This window comes from Streptomyces sp. NPDC043726 (genome assembly GCF_056436565.1).
This window is the reverse complement of the sequence record NZ_JBWKCI010000010.1, coordinates 343,870-361,838: the sequence shown is the minus strand read 5'-3', so window position 1 is coordinate 361,838 and position 17,969 is coordinate 343,870. Positions and strand designations below refer to the sequence as shown.

The 17,969-nt window shown below is 71.7% G+C and carries 13 protein-coding genes; 3 read left to right on the top strand and 10 right to left on the bottom strand.

What is annotated here, in order from left to right; translation table 11 throughout:
• Positions 1–418: 418 nt before the first annotated feature.
• Positions 419–2,356, bottom strand: coding sequence for an amylo-alpha-1,6-glucosidase (locus tag AC068Z_RS29145; protein ID WP_478561916.1), 1,938 nt, complete (start codon positions 2,354–2,356; stop codon positions 419–421).
• Between the two features lie 49 nt (positions 2,357–2,405).
• Complete coding sequence (locus AC068Z_RS29140; RefSeq protein WP_478561913.1) at positions 2,406–3,884, bottom strand: MGH1-like glycoside hydrolase domain-containing protein; 1,479 nt, start codon at positions 3,882–3,884, stop codon at positions 2,406–2,408.
• Between the two features lie 120 nt (positions 3,885–4,004).
• Between AC068Z_RS29140 and AC068Z_RS29135 the strand changes: the two genes are divergently transcribed.
• Together AC068Z_RS29135 and ppdK are read left to right on the top strand one after the other, a co-directional pair.
• Positions 4,005–5,201, top strand: a complete 1,197-nt coding sequence (locus AC068Z_RS29135; protein WP_478561910.1) for an ROK family protein — start codon at positions 4,005–4,007, stop codon at positions 5,199–5,201.
• A gap of 397 nt (positions 5,202–5,598) precedes the next feature.
• Positions 5,599–8,313 (top strand): pyruvate, phosphate dikinase, encoded by a 2,715-nt coding sequence (ppdK, locus tag AC068Z_RS29130; protein WP_478561907.1) that lies wholly within the window; start codon positions 5,599–5,601, stop codon positions 8,311–8,313.
• Between the two features lie 116 nt (positions 8,314–8,429).
• Here ppdK and AC068Z_RS29125 read toward each other — a convergent pair whose 3' ends face one another.
• Both AC068Z_RS29125 and AC068Z_RS29120 read right to left on the bottom strand, forming a co-directional pair.
• Complete coding sequence (locus tag AC068Z_RS29125) at positions 8,430–8,834, bottom strand: LAETG motif-containing sortase-dependent surface protein (protein WP_478561904.1); 405 nt, start codon at positions 8,832–8,834, stop codon at positions 8,430–8,432.
• Between the two features lie 143 nt (positions 8,835–8,977).
• Positions 8,978–10,138, bottom strand: coding sequence for an alkaline phosphatase PhoX (locus tag AC068Z_RS29120; protein ID WP_478561901.1), 1,161 nt, complete (start codon positions 10,136–10,138; stop codon positions 8,978–8,980).
• Between the two features lie 277 nt (positions 10,139–10,415).
• Here AC068Z_RS29120 and AC068Z_RS29115 point away from each other — a divergent pair, with 277 nt between their 5' ends.
• A complete protein-coding gene (locus AC068Z_RS29115) occupies positions 10,416–11,342 on the top strand; it encodes an oxidoreductase (protein WP_478561898.1) in 927 nt (308 codons plus the stop codon).
• A gap of 3 nt (positions 11,343–11,345) precedes the next feature.
• Here AC068Z_RS29115 and AC068Z_RS29110 read toward each other — a convergent pair whose 3' ends face one another.
• From AC068Z_RS29110 to AC068Z_RS29085, 6 genes are all read right to left on the bottom strand, one after another.
• Positions 11,346–11,993, bottom strand: a complete 648-nt coding sequence (locus tag AC068Z_RS29110) for a LysE family translocator (protein WP_478561895.1) — start codon at positions 11,991–11,993, stop codon at positions 11,346–11,348.
• A gap of 87 nt (positions 11,994–12,080) precedes the next feature.
• On the bottom strand, positions 12,081–12,848 hold the full coding sequence (locus AC068Z_RS29105; protein ID WP_478561892.1) for an SDR family NAD(P)-dependent oxidoreductase: 768 nt from the start codon (positions 12,846–12,848) through the stop codon (positions 12,081–12,083).
• 139 nt (positions 12,849–12,987) lie between these two features.
• A complete protein-coding gene (locus tag AC068Z_RS29100) occupies positions 12,988–13,572 on the bottom strand; it encodes a TetR/AcrR family transcriptional regulator (protein ID WP_478561889.1) in 585 nt (194 codons plus the stop codon).
• Between the two features lie 155 nt (positions 13,573–13,727).
• Positions 13,728–14,078 carry a nitrite reductase small subunit NirD gene (gene nirD, locus AC068Z_RS29095; RefSeq protein ID WP_478561886.1) on the bottom strand — a complete coding sequence of 117 codons (351 nt, stop codon included), beginning with the start codon at positions 14,076–14,078 and terminating at the stop codon, positions 13,728–13,730.
• On the bottom strand, positions 14,075–16,669 hold the full coding sequence (gene nirB, locus AC068Z_RS29090) for a nitrite reductase large subunit NirB (protein ID WP_478561883.1): 2,595 nt from the start codon (positions 16,667–16,669) through the stop codon (positions 14,075–14,077). The genes nirD and nirB overlap by 4 nt, the downstream gene beginning before the upstream one ends.
• The gene (locus AC068Z_RS29085; protein WP_478561880.1) at positions 16,669–17,883 is read right to left on the bottom strand and encodes an NAD(P)/FAD-dependent oxidoreductase; all 1,215 of its coding nucleotides are present in this window, start codon (positions 17,881–17,883) and stop codon (positions 16,669–16,671) included. Before AC068Z_RS29085 ends, nirB begins: the two co-directional genes overlap by 1 nt.
• Positions 17,884–17,969 lie beyond the last annotated feature (86 nt).

Sequence of the window (17,969 nt, the reverse complement as noted above, 5' to 3'; positions counted from 1 at the left end):
TGTGGGGGGTGCTTCTTCGGCCTCGGGTGTGGGTGGCGGCTGAGGGGGCTCGCCTTCGGCGGCTGCCGGTTCAGGCGTGCCCGGCGGCCCCTCCGGGGGCTCCGCTGCCGACGTGGGTTCGGGGTTCGTCGGGTCCGTCGAGGGGTCGTGTTTCGGTTGGGCCGGGGCGGTTTGTTCGGCCACTCGTGTGCCTGGGAGCTGGCGTAGGCGCGTGAAGACGGGCACCCGGTGGGTCCTTCCGTGCGGTCCCTCGTGGTGGGGCAGGGAGGCAGGGGCCGCCCCCTGATTCGTACGGGGCCGCGGGCGGCCTTGTTCAGGCAGGTCGGGCCAGCGCTCGGCAAACTCCCGGCAAACCTGCGGCCAAGCCCGGCGTCACGCCCCTCCCGAACCCGGCGTCACGCCCTTCCCGAGCCCGGCGTCACGCTCCTCCCACCGCTGTCAGCAGGGCCAGCGGGGCCGTTGCCGAGCGGGACTCGCGGACGCAGGCGTGGGGGTACGGGACCGGTTCCGGGTGGGTGTCCCGGCCGTACCCCGCCAGGACCTCGGGGAGGCGGTGGCCGGTTGTCGTCGCCGCGTCCACCAGGGCGTGGGCCACGGTCCGGGCCTCGTCGTGGAGGCCGTAGCGGGAGAGGCCCAGGCAGATCAGGGCGTTGTCGTGCGGCCAGACCGAACCGCGGTGGTACGAGAGGGGGTGGTACGCCGCCTGGTCCGCGGCCAGCGTGCGCACCCCCCAGCCCGAGAAGAAGTCCCCCTCCAGCAGGCGCCGCCCCACCAGCTCGCCGTACTCCTTGTCCAGCAGGCCGGACCAGAGCAGATGACCGGCGTCCGAGGCCAGCGCGTCCACCTGACGGCCCTCGCCGTCCAGGGCCAGCGCCGGGAAGGCGCGCTCCGGCATCCAGAAGTCCCGTTGGAAACGGTCCCGCAGATCGCCCGCCGCCTGTTCCAGCAGCGCCGCGTACTTCTCGTCCGCCCACACCGTCCGCGCCAGCCAGGCCGTGCGGCGCAACGCGTCGTACGCGTACCCCTGCGCCCCCGCCGCCATCACCGGCCCGCTCGCCCTCGTGCCGTCGGACCAGCAGATCGCGCCGGGGGAGTCCTTCCAGTTCTGGTTCGCCAGGCCGCCCTGGTCCGCCCGGTAGACCAGATAGCCCCGCGAGGTCAGGCCGCCGTGGTCCAGCATCCAGGCGACCGCCGCCCGCGCGTGCCGCTCCAGGCGGCGGGGCAGGTCGAGATCGCCGGTCTGTTCCACGTAGGCGCCCAGGAGGACGAGGAAGAGCGGTGTCGCGTCCACCGAGCCGTAGTAACGGCCGTACGGCACCTGGCCGAAGTGCGCCAGCTCGCCGTGCCTGACCTCGTGGACGATCTTGCCGGGCTGGGCCACCGAGACCGCGCCGGTCTCCGTCGCCTGCGTCGCCGCCAGCGCGGGGAGGGTCGCCGCGGCCAGGGCGGGGCGGTAAGGGAGGGCGAAGAGCGATGTCAGGAGGGCGTCCCGGCCCAGGAGGGTCAGGAACCACGGGGCTCCGGCCGCGGGGACGCGAACCTCCTCTCCGTCCAGGCCTGTTGCCGGGATCTGGAGTGACGCCAGGTCCGCCAGGCCCCGGGCGCAGGCCGCCGCCAGTTCCGGCCAGCCCGTGGGGAAGGAGACGCCCGCCACGAACTCGCCCTCCAGGGACAGCAATTGCTCGTTCAGGGCGGCCGGTGAGCGCGGGACGCGCAGGGCGCGCTTGTCGCCGTGCGGACGGGCCATCACCCGCAGCGCCAGCTCCGCCGTGCCGTGCGGCTCCAGCTCCAGCGTCCAGACCAGGCGCCTCGCGCCGGTGCCGGTCTCCTCCACCGCGTCCGGGGCAGGCTCGGCCGTCACCGTCGTGCAGGAACGCCATTCGCCTCGCTGGTACCTGAACTCCACGCCATGGTCCAGGACTTGCCGGGAGCGGACGGCGCCGGTCTTGGCGTAGGTACGGTGGTCGGAGCGGAGTTCGAACTGGTCCGTGAAGTCGGCGTCGGCGGTGATCGCCAGACGGACCGTGGTGGGGGTCGGGAGGTTGCTCGTCACGCGCAGGCACTCCACGAACGAGCCTTCCCCCACCGCCTGTTCACGGAAGAGCGTGTACGCCGGCGGCTCCTGGCGCCCACCCCGGGGGACCAGGACACAGCGGGCCGTGTCCGCGTCGGCCACGGGGGCCAGGGCCTCCGGCACCGCGCCGTCCAGCGTCAGTTGCCAGCGGCTGAGATGGCGGGCGTCCCTGACGAACATGCCGTTCGGGGCGCCGCCGCCGCGTACGCCGCTGATGTCGCCGCCGTCTCCCACCGCGGCGAACGTCTCCCCGTGCACGAGCAGATGATGCCGTTCCGTCATCCCCGGTCCCCTCCCCTGGCTTTCCTGGGCTTGCCTGGGCTTTCCTGGCTTACTTGATGCCTTTGACGTCGATGCCGCCGACGTCGTCGATGCCGTCGGTGACGCCTTCGGCGCCCTCGGCGTCCTTCGTGACGCACGCATCCGATGCGGGCTCGTCGTGCAGCAGGTCGAGCGCGAGCGCCGCCGTCCAGCTGAAGTCGGCGGTGCCGCAGGCCGCGCCGGTGTACGGGTCGACGTACTCGGCGAACCCGGAGCCGTCGGCCAGCTCCAGCACCGATCTCCGCAGCCCGTCGGCCAGGTGCCGTTCGCCGTGGGTGCGCAGGCCGCGCTCCAGCAGCCAGGCGGTGTTGAACCAGGCCGGGCCCCGCCAGTAGCGGTGCGGGTCGAAGGCCTCGCCGAGCAGGTCGTAGCTCGGGACCAGGCGGGTGGTGTCGCCGAGCGAGAAGTGCGGTCCGCGGGCGGTGCGGACCAGGGCGTCCGTGATCTCCCTCGGCAGCGTGGGGAGCAGGAGCGGGATCAGACCGGAGACCGACCGTTCCGGGAGCAGGGCGCCGCGCACGTCCCGGCAGGAGAACATCCCGCGCTCCGGGTCCCAGAGCCGGTCCAGCAGGGCCGTCGTCAGGCGCTCGGCGCGGGCGTGCCGGGCGGTGCCGGTCGCCCCCAGCTCACAGGCGATCCGGGCGAGGGCGTGCTCGGAGGCGATGAGCAGGGCGTTGAACGCGGGGTCCTCCACGGCGAAGGCGGCGCCCGAGCTGTCGTCGTAACCCCGGTGCGGGCTGTCGTGGTACCCCCGGTCCCGGTACTCCGCCGCCAGCCGCACATACCGCCCGTAGTCCAGATCCGTCGGCCGGTCCTCCGCGGCACCGTGGTCCAGGTCCGCGCGCCGGTAGGAGCGGGCCGGGGCGGGGGCGATGCGGGCCAGCGGGGCGTCCCAGCAGGGGCTGTTGTCCATGCCCTGCTCCCACGGGTGCACGACCGACACCAGACCGCCGCCGCCCAGGTCCCGCCGGTGCAGCAGATAGCGGTGCCAGGCCGCCAGCCTCGGGTAGACCCGGGCCAGGAAGCCGCGCCCGCGGGAGAGCCCGGGGTCCGCGCGGTGCACCAGCCAGGCGGCCAGCGCGTGCACCGGTGGCTGCACGATGCCGGACGTCTGTACGGTGCGCGGGGCGCCCGCAGCGCGCCCCGCGGTCGAGGAGCGCCAGAAGTCGGGGCTCGGGAAGTAGGCGTCGAGCGGGACGGAGGGGTTGAAGACGATGTGCGGAACACGGCCGTCGCCCCACTGGGCGTTCAGCAGTGTCTCCAGCTCCGTCTGGGCCCGTAACGGCGACAGGTGCCGCAGCCCGATCGCGATGAACGCCGAGTCCCAGGACCACTGGTGCGGATACAGGCCGCGCGAGGGGACCGTGGAGGCGCCCGTCCAGTTGGCCTCCAGTACCCGAGCAGCTCTGACGTGCAGGGGGCGCGCGGCCGGGTCGTATACAGAAGGCCGCTCCACGGGGCGGGCGACCAACGCGGCGGTGCGATCCACTCGGGACTCCCCTGGAGACGACTCGGTGATCGGTTCGGCAAGAGCTACCGTAGGGTTACGTCTATTTAACACGCAAAACTCAATATGTAATGCAAGCTTGAGAAACACAAGGGGGTGCGCATGACGGGTCGGGGACAGGTCAGCGCCGGCGATCTGCTCGAACTGGTCCGCAGTGGCCGGGCCACGACGCGCGGTGCCCTCCAGCAGGTCACCGGCCTGTCCCGGGCCACCGTCGGCCAGCGCCTCGACCGGCTCTTCCGGGCGGGCTGGCTGCGCGAGGGCGCGGGCGGCCCGGTCGGCTCCCCGCTCGGCGGACGCCCCTCGATCACGCTGGAGTTCGACGACGCGCACGCCGTCGTCCTCGCCGCCGACCTCGACACCCGGCACGCCCGCGCCGCCGTGCTCACCCTGACCGGCGAGATCCTCGCCGAGCACGGGGGCACGCTGGTCGTGGAGGACGGGCCGGAGAGGGTGTTGGAAGAGCTCGGCCGCTGGTTCGCGGAGCTGCTGGAGAAGGCCGGCCGACGGGCCGACCAGGTCTGCGGGATCGGGCTCGCGGTGCCGGGTCCGGTCGACAGCGAGACCGGCCGGGTCGTCCAGCCGCCGATGATGCCGGGCTGGGACGGCTACGACATAAGAGGCCGCCTGGCCAGATCCTTCACCGAGCACACCGGAGCGCCCCGGGTCCCGGTCCTCGTCGACAATGACGCCAACCTCATGGCGTACGGCGAACAGCGCACCGGACACCCGGACTGCTCGGCGTTCGTCCTGGTGAAGGTCTCCACCGGCATCGGTGCGGGCGTCGTCGTGGACGGCTCCCTGTTCCGGGGCATCGACGGCGGCGCCGGGGACATCGGGCACATCCGGGTGGGCACCGAGGCGCTGTGCCGTTGCGGGTCCTACGGCTGTCTCGCCGCCGTCGCGAGCGGCGGTGCCGTGGCCCGGCGGCTGGCCGAGGCCGGGGTGACGGCGGCCTCGGGCTCGGATGTGCGGGAGCTGCTGGCGGCCGGGCATCCGGAGGCGGTGGGTCTCGCCCGGGAGGCGGGCCGGCAGGTCGGGGACGTCCTCGCGACGGTGGTGACCCTGCTCAACCCCGGGGTGCTGATGATCGCGGGCGATTTGGCCGGAACACCGTTCCTGACCGGTGTTCGAGAGCTGCTCTACCAGCGGGCGCTACCGCGTTCCACCGCTCATCTGGAGGTCGTCACCTCGCGGCTGGGGGAGCGGGCGGGCCTGGTCGGGGCCGGTGCGCTGGTCGTGGAGCATCTGTACGCGCCCGAGCGGGCGGAGGAGCGGCTCACCGCACTCGGCGTATGACGGGCGCGTTTCCGTCCCAAGGCACGTCCGCATGGTGAAATCCCGTCGCCTGTGGCAGCGTGATTCTCGCCACCCTTGATAAGGGTTCCGCTCAGATGAGCGATTCTGGGGCTACTGCACTTCTCCAAGGGGTGGCACTGGGTGCCACCCCTTGATCGTTCATCGATCGAAATCAGATGTGCCTTACTGGCGCTCATCTGAGCGAAATCGAGGGTCCAGAGGGGTGGATACGTTCAAGAAGTGAACACATGGCGGCGCGCTTCCTTGCCAAGCTTTGACTTTCGATCCCGTGGCGGACGACCGGTTACAGGCGCATGACGCACAAGTGGACGTACCCAGGCGCCTTCGATCTGGGTATGTTCCTCGCCGTCAGGGCAGCCACCGAGTCCTCGAGGAGTTGGGACCCGTGTCGGAAAACAATAAGTTCGTTTACGACTTCACCGAGGGCAACAAGGAGCTCAAGGACCTTCTGGGCGGTAAGGGTGCGAACCTCGCCGAGATGACCAACCTGGGTCTTCCCGTACCTCCCGGCTTCACCATCACCACCGAGGCCTGCAAGGTCTACCTCGACAGCGGCGAGGAGCCGGCGGCACTGCGTGACGAGGTGAGTGCGCACCTCGACGCGCTGGAGCAGCGCATGGGCAAGAAGCTGGGCCAGGCCGACAACCCTCTCCTGGTCTCGGTCCGCTCGGGCGCCAAGTTCTCCATGCCCGGCATGATGGACACGGTCCTGAACATCGGCCTCTCCGACAAGTCGGTGAAGGGCCTCGCCGAGCAGGCGGGCGACGAGCGGTTCGCCTGGGACTCGTACCGCCGCCTGATCCAGATGTTCGGCAAGACCGTCCTCGGCGTCGACGGCGAGCTGTTCGAGGAGGCGCTGGACGCGGCGAAGACGGCCAAGAAGGTCACCGTCGACACCGAGCTGGAGGCGGCCGACCTCAAGAAGCTCGTCACCAAGTTCAAGAAGATCGTCAAGACCGAGGCCGGCCGGGACTTCCCGCAGGACCCGCGCGAGCAGATGGACCTCGCCATCGAGGCGGTCTTCAACTCCTGGAACACCGACCGCGCCAAGCTCTACCGCCGCCAGGAGCGCATCCCCGGCGACCTGGGCACCGCGGTCAACATCTGCTCGATGGTCTTCGGCAACCTCGGCCCGGACTCCGGCACGGGTGTGGCGTTCACGCGTGACCCCGCCAGCGGCCACCAGGGCGTGTACGGCGACTACCTGCAGAACGCCCAGGGCGAGGACGTGGTGGCGGGTATCCGCAACACCGTCCCGCTGGCGGAGCTGGAGTCGATCGACAAGAAGTCGTACGACCAGCTGATGCAGATCATGGAGACGCTGGAGAACCACTACAAGGATCTCTGCGACATCGAGTTCACCATCGAGCGCGGCCAGCTGTGGATGCTCCAGACCCGCGTCGGCAAGCGCACGGCGGGCGCGGCCTTCCGGATCGCCACCCAGCTCGTGGACCAGGGCCTCATCGACGAGGCTGAGGCGCTCCAGCGCGTCAACGGCGCCCAGCTGGCGCAGCTGATGTTCCCGAAGTTCGACGAGGACGCGAAGGTCGCGCAGGTCGGCCGGGGCATCGCGGCCTCACCGGGCGCGGCGGTCGGCAAGGCGGTCTTCGACTCGTACACCGCGGTGAAGTGGTCGCGTTCGGGCGAGAAGGTCATTCTCGTACGGCGTGAGACCAACCCCGACGACCTCGACGGCATGATCGCGGCCGAGGGCATCCTGACCTCGCGCGGCGGCAAGACCTCGCACGCGGCCGTGGTCGCCCGCGGCATGGGCAAGACCTGTGTCTGCGGCGCCGAGGAGCTCGAGGTCGACACCAAGCGGCGCCGGATGACGGTCCCGGGCGGGCACGTCGTCGAGGAAGGCGACCTGATCTCCATCGACGGGTCGTCCGGCAAGGTCTACCTGGGCGAGGTCCCGGTCGTGCCGTCCCCGGTCGTGGAGTACTTCGAGGGCCGGATGCACGCGGGCGCCAACGACGCCGACGAGCTGGTCGAGGCCGTGCACCGGATCATGGCGTTCGCCGACCGCAAGCGCCGGCTGCGGGTGCGCGCCAACGCGGACAACGCCGAGGACGCGCTGCGCGCCCGTCGCTTCGGGGCGCAGGGCATCGGCCTGTGCCGTACGGAGCACATGTTCCTCGGCGAGCGCCGCGAGATGGTCGAGAAGCTGATCCTCGCCGACACCGAGGTGGAGCGGGAGGCGGCCCTCTCGGAGCTGCTGCCGCTGCAGAAGAAGGACTTCGTCGAGCTGTTCTCGGCGATGGACGGCCTGCCCGTGACGGTCCGCCTGCTCGACCCGCCGCTGCACGAGTTCCTGCCCGACATCACCGAGCTGTCGGTCCGTGTGGCCCTCGCCGAGTCCCGGCAGGAGCCGCACGAGAACGAGCTGCGGCTGCTCCAGGCCGTGCACCGGCTGCACGAGCAGAACCCGATGCTGGGTCTGCGCGGCGTACGCCTGGGCCTGGTCATCCCCGGCCTGTTCACGATGCAGGTACGGGCGATCGCCGAGGCCGCGGCCGAGCGGAAGAACGCCAAGGGCGACCCGCGGGCCGAGATCATGATCCCGCTCGTCGGCACGGTCCAGGAGCTGGAGATCGTCCGCGAGGAGGCCGACCAGGTCATCGCGGAGGTCGAGGCGGCGACCGGCACCAAGCTCAAGCTGTCGATCGGCACGATGATCGAGCTGCCGCGCGCCGCCCTCACGGCCGGTCAGATCGCCGAGGCGGCGGAGTTCTTCTCCTTCGGCACGAACGACCTCACGCAGACGGTGTGGGGCTTCAGCCGGGACGACGTGGAGGCCTCGTTCTTCACGGCCTACCTGGAGAAGGGCATCTTCGGTGTCAGCCCGTTCGAGACGATCGACAAGGACGGCGTGGGCTCGCTGGTGAAGTCGGCGGTGCAGGCGGGCCGCGAGACCCGTCCCGACCTCAAGCTCGGCGTCTGCGGCGAGCACGGCGGTGACCCGGAGTCGGTCCACTTCTTCCACGAGGTGGGTCTGGACTACGTCTCCTGCTCCCCGTTCCGTATCCCGGTCGCCCGCCTCGAAGCGGGGCGTGCGGCCACCCAGTCCGAGGGCAGCGACCACCGCTGACCTCACCGACTCCGGAGCCGCTGTGGGTCCCCGACCCTCAGTACCGATCCACGGCGGCTCCGGATCGCCAGAAAGGGGCGGCAACCCGTGCGGGGGTTGCCGCCCCTCGGCGTTGCCTACTCGGCGGCCGTACGCCGCTTGCGGACCGCCAGCAGCACACCGCCACCGGCGAGCACCACGACCGCGCCGCCGCCCGCGAGGTACGGGGTGGCGCTGTTGCCGCCGGTCGCGGCGAGGTCTTGGTCCTGCTCCTCGGCGGGGCCGGCCTCCCCGTCCTCCTCGGCCTCCTCGCGCGGGACGAAGCCCGCGGGCGGCTGGTCGCAGCCGATGCCGTCGCCGTCGCGGTCCAAGTGGCTGCCGTAGTGCTCGTCGCCCTCTTGGATGTTGGAGTACCCGTTGTCGTAGGCCTCGGAGCAGTTCTCGAACGGGTGTGTGCCCTCGTGGGCCTGGGCGGTGCCGGGCGCCATGAGCAGCGCGAACGCGGTGACGGCTAAGGCGGCGGGCATGCGGAACAGGTTCATGGAACCCCCCTTGGTCCGGAATTGAGGTGTTGACCGTATTGAGGGGCGCATGGGGACGCGGCGGTTCGACGGACCTGTGATGCAAGCGTGACGTGACCGGACGGTAGCTCTCCGCTACCGCCCGGTCCCTGGGACTACGCCCGCTACGCCCGGAACGGGCCCGTCACCTCGTACGTGATGCCGCCCGCGGAGCTGCCGCTGGTGCCGCGCTGGCTGGAGAAGTACAGGCGGCGGCCGTCGGGGGAGAAGGCCGGGCCCGTGATCTCCGAGCCGGACTGGCCGTCGATGCGGAGGAAGGGGGCGATGACGTCGTTCGGGGTGATGACGCAGATCTCCATGTTGCCGCCGTCCTCGGCCACGAAGAGGTCGCCGGAGGAGGACCCGGTGATGTTGTCGACGCCCGTCAGGGGGGCCGTGCCCGATGTCACCAGGGAGTCGTCGTACGCCAGCTCGTAGGTGTTGTTGGTCAGGTTGAGCTGCCAGACCCGGTTGTCGCCCTTCGTGGTGAACCACACCGTGTCGTTGGCGTAGTAGCAGCCCTCGCCGCCGTTGAAGGACTTCGAGCCGGAGACCTGGGTGCGGGTGGAGGTCGGGGAGCCGTCCGGGTCGGGGACGTTGGCCCAGGTGAAGGAGCCGGAGGTGGCGGATCCGGCGACCATGACCTGGAGGGTGCCGGAGGAGAGGTTGCCCCACGTGTTCGGCACGAAGCGGTAGAAGCGGCCGTTCGTCTCGTCCTCGGTCAGGTAGACGACCTTGCGCACCGGGTCGGCGGCGGCCGCCTCGTGCTTGAAGCGGCCCATCGCGTCCCGGCGCACCGCCGCGTTCACACCCCACGGGTCCGTCTCGTAGACGTACCCGAGGGACACCTCCTCGCAGGACAGCCAGGTGTTCCACGGCGTCTTGCCGCCCGCGCAGTTCGTGCGGGTGTTGGACAGGATGCGGTACGCCCCCGTGATCGCGCCGGTGGAGGAGAACTTCACCGCGCCGACCCCGCCACCCGGGTTGATCTCCGAGTTGGAGACATAGATCCAGCCGGTGCCGTCCGCGTAACAGGCGCCGCCGTCAGGGGCGTTGTGCCAGGTGTACGACGTTCCGGGGACCGTCTGCCCGGACCGGGCGATGACCCGGCTGGTGAAACCGCTGGGCAGCCGGATGCCGTTGGCGTCGGGCGAACCGAGCGCCCCGTACGGGCCCGTGCCGGGCTGTGCGGGCGCGGCGTACGCGGCGCCGCGCCACAGGGTTCCGCCGAAGACGGCGGAGGACCCGCCGAGGACGGCCGCACGCAGGACAGTACGACGTTCCACTCTCGCTCCAAGGGTGGAGAGGCCCCGCCGCCGGTCGGCGAACGGGGTCGTGCGGAGAGGGACGCTAGGGCGGCGGAGTTACCGCCTCCAGGGACAGTGGGTAGACAGGTCATGGACAGGCTGTGACAGGCGTGAGAGGTCCACGCCGGAAGCCCCGAGGCCTTCCCGGCGCGGCGCCGGATGATTCCACCCGGACACGCGGCCCCTCCCGGACGAGTACGCGGAGCACATCCCGCTCGTAGGCTGAGCCGGAGCGCACAGCGGAGGGAGAGCGCCCATGGCCGGCTGGAACACCGGGGACATCCCCGACCAGAGCGGACGCGTCGCCGTGGTCACCGGTGCCAACAGTGGCATCGGGTACGTCACCGCGCGCGAACTGGCCCGCAAGGGCGCCAGGGTGGTGCTCGCCTGCCGCAGTGAGCGGCGCGGTCACGAGGCCGGGGACCGGATGGTGACCGAAGCGCCCGGCGCGGACGTGGAGTTCGCCCGGCTCGACCTCGCCGACCTGGGGTCCGTGCGGGAGTTCGCCGAGTCCTTCCCGTACGACCGGCTCGACCTGCTCGTCAACAACGCCGGGGTGATGGCCCTGCCGTACGGCACGACCGTGGACGGCTTCGAGCGGCAGTTCGGCGTCAACCACCTGGGGCACTTCGCCCTCACGGGACGGCTGCTGCCGGTGCTGCTGCGCTCGCCGGGGGCACGGGTGGTGACCGTCTCCAGCTTCATGCACGTCGTGTCCAACATCGATCCGGCCGACCTCAACAGCGAGCGCCGCTACCGGCGTTGGGTCGCCTACAGCCGCTCCAAGACCGCCAACCTGCTCTTCACCCACGAGCTGGCGCGCAGGCTGGCGGCGCACGGCGCGGACGTGGTGGCCGCCGCGGCCCACCCCGGGTACGCGGCCACCAACCTCCAGGCCGAGGGGCCGCGCATGGCCGGCCGTCGGCTCGCGGAGCGTGTGATGGGGATCGGCAACCGGGTCGTCGCCCAGAGCGCCGAGGCCGGCGCCCTCCCCACGCTGTACGCGGCCACCGCGCCCGACGTCCGGCCCGACTCGTTCACGGGTCCGGCCCTCGCGGGGTGGCGCGGCGCGCCGGCACGGTCCTGGCGGGCTCCCTGGACGGCCGACGACGCGATGGGTCGGCGTCTCTGGGAGGCCTCCGAGCAACTGACAGGGGTGTCGTACGACGGGCTGAAGGCCTGACCCTCAGTCCTTGCGGCCCGTCACCGCGACCGTGACACCGAGCCCGATCATGGTGATCCCGCCGACCCCGCCCACCGCCGAGAGGCGGCGCGGGGAGCGGGCGAACCAGCCCCGGGCGGTCGCCGCGGCCAGGCCCCAGACGCTGTCCGAGGCGAGCGCGATGACGTTGAAGACCATGCCGAGCAGCAGCATCTGGGCCGCCGTGTGCCCCGCGCCCGGGTCCACGAACTGGGGCAGCACCGCGGCGAAGAACACGATGGTCTTGGGGTTGCTCACGCCGACCGCGAACCCTTCCCAGAAGGTCCGCAGTCCGCCCTGCGCCGCCGCCTGCGACACATCGTCGGCGAAGGCCTCCCGCAGCGCCCCGCGCCCCCGCCACGCCTTGATCCCGAGGTGTACGAGGTAGGCGGCACCGGCGAGCTTCAGCGCCGTGAACACCAGCACCGAGCGCTCCACGACCGAGCCGACCCCGAACGCCACGGCCAGGACCAGCACGTAGGCGCCGACGGTGTTCCCCGCCACCGTCATCAGAGCGGCCCGGCGGCCCTGGGCGAGCGCCCGCCCGACGACGAACAGCACGCTGGGCCCGGGGACCACGATCAGCAGGAACGACATGGCCGCGAAGGCGAGAAGACGGTCGGTGGACACCATGCCGCAATGGAAGCAGCCGCCGCCCCCGCCCCGCGAGCGAATTCCGCCCGGCGGGCAGTCACGTCCCCCGCCCCGCGAGCCGTCCGGTCAGGCGGTGGCGCCGCTGTCCACCACCAGGTCCGTGCCGACCACCGAGGCCGCCGCGTCCGAGGCCAGGTAGAGCACGGCCGCGGCGATCTCCTCGGTCTCCGAGACCCGGCCGAGCGGCACCGCCGCCCGCATGCGCTCCGCCCGCTGCGCCTCCGTCTCGCCCGGGTTCAGGGACATCGTGGTGGCTACGGCACCGGGGCTCACCGCGTTGATCCGGACGCCGTCGCCGATGTGGTCCAGGGCGGCGCCCCGGGTGAGCACGGAGACGGCGGCCTTCGTGGCCGCGTACGCGGCGGCGCCGGGGTGCCGGGTGTGCGCGCCGAAGGTGGATGCGATGTTCACGATCGCCCCGCCGGACGCCTGGGTGCGCATCTGGCGGATCTCCGCCTGGAGGGCGAGGAACACACCGGTGAGGTTGATGCCGAGCTGGGTGTGCCAGTCCTCCTCGGACAGTTCGGCCAGCGGGGCCCCGCCGCGGAAGACACCGGCGTTGTTGACCGCCACGTCGAGCGAGCCGAAGTGGTCGACGGCGGCCTCGACGACCGCGCGGATGTCGGCGGCGTCGGAGACATCGGCGGTGACCGCGAGCGCCTTGCCGCCCACCGCCTCGATCAGGGCCACCGTCTCGTCGAGCGGCTCCCTCCGGCGTCCCGCGACGACGAGCCGGGCGCCCTCCGCGGCGAAGGCGAGGGCGACGGCCCTTCCGATGCCGGAACCGGCGCCGGTGACGAGGACGGTCCGGTCGGTGAAGCGACTGCTGGTCATGGTCTCCCCTGTTTCACGATGCGTGTTGTCGCGTGCGTGTGCTTGTGCGTGTGCTTGTGCTCGCAGGCGTGTTCCCGCCCGCTTTTCTTGACCGATCGGTTCAATATGACGCCATGGGAAACGGCGCCGGCGATCCGGCTCAGTCGAGCAGCGCCAGCGCCTGTTCCGCCGCGTCCCGCACCCGCGCCGGGTCCGAGGACGCCTTGCCGACCACCCGGAAGCCCTGCATGAGGACGAGCAGCATCCGGGCGAGGGCGAGCGGATCGCGCGCCTCGGACAGCTCGCCCTGGGCCTGGGCGCGGACCAGCGCGGAATGCAGCGCCGTCTCCAGTCCGTCCCAGTTGCGCTCCACCCGCCGCGCGGCCGTCGTGTCGTGCGGGGCCAGCTCCGCCGCCGTGTTGGTGATGAAGCAGCCGTGCAGCCGCAGTTCCGCGTCCCCGGACTCGGCCGCGAAACGCCGTACCAGTGAGCGTACGGCGGGCAGGGCGGGACCCGGCTGGTTCAGCTCGCGCACGAAGTCCGGCCGCCGGGCGTCCGCGTAGCGCTCCAGCGCCTTCAGGTACAGCTCGTGCTTGCTGCCGAAGGTCGCGTACAGGCTCGCCCGTCCGATGCCGAGGTGCTCGACGAGGTCGGACATCGACGTCGCCTCGTAGCCGCGCCGCCAGAACAGCTCCAGGGCTGCCTGCAGCGCGGCGTCCGGATCGAACTCCTTGGTTCTCGCCACGAGATGCAGCTTAGGTATTTCTGGAACGACCGGTCAAGTAACGGGCCGTCCTGACCTCGCCGCCGACGGTGAAGCTCTGGCCGTGCAGGTCGATGTGCTCGGGGGGAACGGCGAAGGGCCCGGCCGGAGTGTTCCGGCCGGGCCCGGTGCCGTACTCAGGCCGTGCGGACCGCGTACGTCGCCACCCGCACCGACTCGTCGTCCAGGCACTGCCCGGAGGTGAGGTCGAACCGCTGCTTCAGCAGCGGCGAGGCCACGAACGGGCGGCCCTGGTGGGTGCCGGTCAGCCCCCGGGAGAGGACCCCGGCGCCGCTGAACGGGTCCCGGTTGTCGATGGCGTACAGCGTGCCGGCGCGGTCGCGGAACAGGGCCACCTGGCCGCCGTCCGGGAGCAGGGCCGCCACTCCGCGCCCGGGGAGCAGCTGCTTCAGGTCGCAGACGGTGAACCAGTCGTCGGCGAGCCGCAGTTGGACCTTCAGGTCGGTGGTCTCGGGCGCCAGGGTCATCGCTGGGTGCTCCCTTCCAGGGGACGGTGGCCGATGGTCAGCAGCGGCAGGTCGGGCTTGATCTGGTCGCGCTCGGGGACGAAGCCGACAACCGGGTCGGGGGTGTCGGGGGCGTTCACGAAGGACACGAACCGGGCGAGCTTCTCGGGGTCGTTGATGGTCTCGGCCCACTCGTCGCGGTAGTGGTCGACATGGGCGGCCATCAGGGACTCCAGCTCCTCGCAGATGCCGAGGGAGTCCTCCACCACCACGTCCCGCACATGGTCCAGGCCGCCGGGGATCCGCTCCAGCCAGGTCGAGGTGCGCTCCAGGCGGTCGGCGGTGCGGATGTAGAACATCAGGAACCGGTCGATCAGCCTGATCAGTTCGGCGTCCGTGAGGTCCTGGGCGAGCAGGTCCGCGTGGCGCGGGGTGGCGCCGCCGTTGCCGCCGACGTAGAGGTTCCAGCCGTTGGCGGTGGCGATCACGCCGAAGTCCTTGGACTGGGCCTCGGCGCACTCGCGCTGGCAGCCGGAGACCGCCGACTTCAGCTTGTGCGGCGAGCGCAGCCCCCGGTAGCGCAGCTCCAGGTCGATCGCCATCCGGACGGAGTCCTGGACGCCGTAGCGGCACCAGGTCTGGCCGACGCAGGACTTCACCGTGCGCAGCGATTTCCCGTACGCGTGGCCGGACTCGAAGCCGGCGTCCACCAGCCGGGCCCAGATCAGCGGGAGTTGCTCGACCCGGGCGCCGAACATGTCGATCCGCTGGCCGCCGGTGATCTTCGTGTAGAGGCCGAAGTCGCGGGCGATCTCGCCGATCACGATCAGGCCCTCGGGCGTGACCTCACCACCGGGGATGCGCGGTACGACCGAGTAGGAGCCGTTCTTCTGGAGGTTGGCGAGGAAGTGGTCGTTGCTGTCCTGCAGCGCCGCCTGCTCGCCGTCCAGGACGTAGCCGCTCGCGCCGATGGTCGGGGCGAGGGAGGCGATGATCGAACCCACCGCGGGCTTGCAGATCTCGCAGCCGTCGCCGCCCCGGGCGCCGTCGCGGCCGTACCGGTCGAGCAGGTCCTGGTAGCTGTTGATGCGCAGGGCGAGGACGATCTCGTACAGCTCCTCGCGGGTCTGCCCGAAGCAGCCGCACAGGCCCTTGTCGACCTCGACGCCGCTCGCCTCCAGCTCGGCGTTGACCAGCTGGCCGAGGACCTTGACGCAACTGCCGCAGCCGGTACCGGCCTTGGTGCACTTCTTGACCTCGGGGACGGTGGTGCACTTGTGGTCGGTGACCGCCCCGCGGATCGTGCCCTTGGTGACGTTGTGGCAGGAGCAGATCACCGCCTCGTCGGGCAGCGCGGACGGGCCGAGCTGGGCCGGGGCGCCGGCGCCCGCGGGCAGCACCAGGGACTCGGGGGAGACCGGCGGGACCGAGCCGGTGAAGGCGCGCAGGGTGCCGTACGCCTCCGCGTCGCCGACCAGGATGCCGCCGAGCAGCGTGCCGTCCCGGCCGATGACGAGCTTCTTGTACAGGCCCGCGCGGGAGTCGGAGTAGACGACGTCCAGGCAGTCCTCGGTGGTGCCGTGGGCGTCGCCGAAGGAGGCCACGTCCACACCGAGCAGCTTGAGCTTGGTCGACAGGTCGGCGCCGGTGAAGGCGGCCTCGTCGGCGGCGATGGTCGCGGCGGCCGTCTCGGCCTGCTCGTAACCGGGCGCCACCAGGCCGTACACCCGGCCGTCGGCGGCCAGCGCGCACTCGCCGATCGCGAAGACATGCGGGTCGTTGACGACACGGCACTGCTCGTCGACGGCGATGCCGCCGCGCTCGCCGACCTTCAGGCCGCAGTCCCGGGCCAGTTGGTCCCTCGGCCGGACACCGGCGCTGAACACGACCAGGTCCGTGGCCAGTTCGGAGCCGTCGGAGAGCTTCATGCCGGTGACGGCACCCTCCTCGTCGACGACGATCTCCTGGGTGCCGACGCCCGTGTGGACGGACAGGCCCATCTCCTCGATGGTCCGCAGCAGCGCCGCGCCGCCGCCCTCGTCGACCTGCACGGGCATCAGCCGGGGCGCGAACTCCACGATGTGGGAGGTCAGTCCGAGGCCCTTGAGGGCGCCGGCCGCCTCGAGGCCGAGCAGACCGCCGCCGACCACCGCGCCGGTCGTCGCCGTCTTCGCGTACTCCTCGATCGCCAGCAGGTCCTCGATCGTGCGGTACACGAAGCAGCCGGTGGCGTCCTTGTTCGGGACCGGCGGCACGAAGGGGAAGGAGCCGGTGGCGAGGACGAGGACGTCGTAGTCGAAGACCTGTCCGGAACGGGCCGTGACCTTCTTCGCCTCGCGGTCGACGCCGACGGCCGGGTCGCCGATGTACAGCTCGATGGCGTGCTTCTCGATGAACTCCATGTCCGTCATGGACAGGTCGTCGGGCGTCTTGCCCGAGAAGTACGAGGTGAGCGCGACGCGGTCGTAGGCGGGACGCGGCTCCTCGCACAGCACGACCACGCGGTGGGTCGCGGTCAGGCCGCGCTCGGCGAGCGCCTCGAGGAAGCGCTGGCCGACCATGCCGTGGCCGACGAGCACGATCGTGGGGGTGGCCCCCGGGGTGGCGGTCATCAGGAGCCTCCGTCGTTGGTGAGCAGGTGGAGCAGGGGGGCGCCGTCCGCGGGGAGCGGCTCTGCTCCCTCCCAGGCGCGGGCGAGCGCGCCGACGGTGCCGAGTTCGCCGACGAGCACCCCGCCGACCACGCGGTCGTCGCGGACGACGACCTTGCGGTAGGTGCCGCGGGTGGCGTCGGTGAGCTGGACGACGTCGTCGCCCGGGAGCGCCTCGGTCTCGCCGAACGCGGCGAGATCGAAGGCCGTGTTGCCGTGCAGCGTCAGCCGGGTCAGCGTCCGGGTGCCGGTGTAGCGGGCGGCCGGGTCCCCGGCGAGCGACTCGGCGAGCGCGTCGGCCTGTTCGAGCGCCGGGGTGGCGAGGCCGTAGAGCGTGCCGTCGTGCTGGGCGCAGTCGCCGATGGCCCGGATGTGCGGGTCGGAGGTGCGCAGCTCGTCGTCGACCAGGACGCCCTTGTGCACGGCGAGCCCGGCCTCCTTGGCGAGCCCGACGCGCGGGTGCACCCCGCAGGCCAGCACCACCAGGTCGGCGTCGAGGGCGTAGCCGTCGGCCATCTCCACCGAGCGGACCGCGCCGCCGACGCAGCGCACGTCGCGCACCCGGCACTCGGTGTGCACCTCGACACCGAGGTCCTTCAGGTGCCGCAGCACGAGCTTCGAGGCGCCCGGGTCGAGCTGGCGCTCCATGAGCCGCTCGGACTGCTGGGCGAGCACGACCTGCGCTCCCCGGACGGCCAGCGCGCGGGCGGCGGACACGCCGAGCAGCCCGCCGCCGATGACGACCGCGCGCACGCCCGGCCGTACCGCCTTGGACAGGCCCAGGCAGTCGTCCATGGTGCGGAACGCGTGCACGCCCTCGGGCAGGACGTGGTCGGGTGTGAACAGACCGCGCAGCGGCGGCAGCACGGGGTTGGAGCCGGTGGCCAGGACCAGCGTGTCGTATGCGATCTTCGAGCCGTCGGCGCACTCGACGACGCGGCTCTCCCGGTCGATGCCGGTGGCCCGGGTCCGCAGCAGCCCGTCCGGGGAGGGCAGCGCGATCACCTCGGGGGCGTACCGCCCGGCCAGCACTTCGGCGAGCAGGACCCGGTTGTACGGCCGGTGCTCCTCCTCGCCGATCAGCAGCGCGGGCGTGCCGAGCTCACCGAGCCGCCGGGCGAGCCGTACGCCCGCGAGGCCGGCGCCGATCACCACCACACGCGTATTCGAGGTCATGCCACTGAGCGTGCGGTGCGGGTGTTACCCGACCGCATCGCATCTGTTTCACGCGGGGAACTCTGCCCTCAGCGGGACCCGGTGTG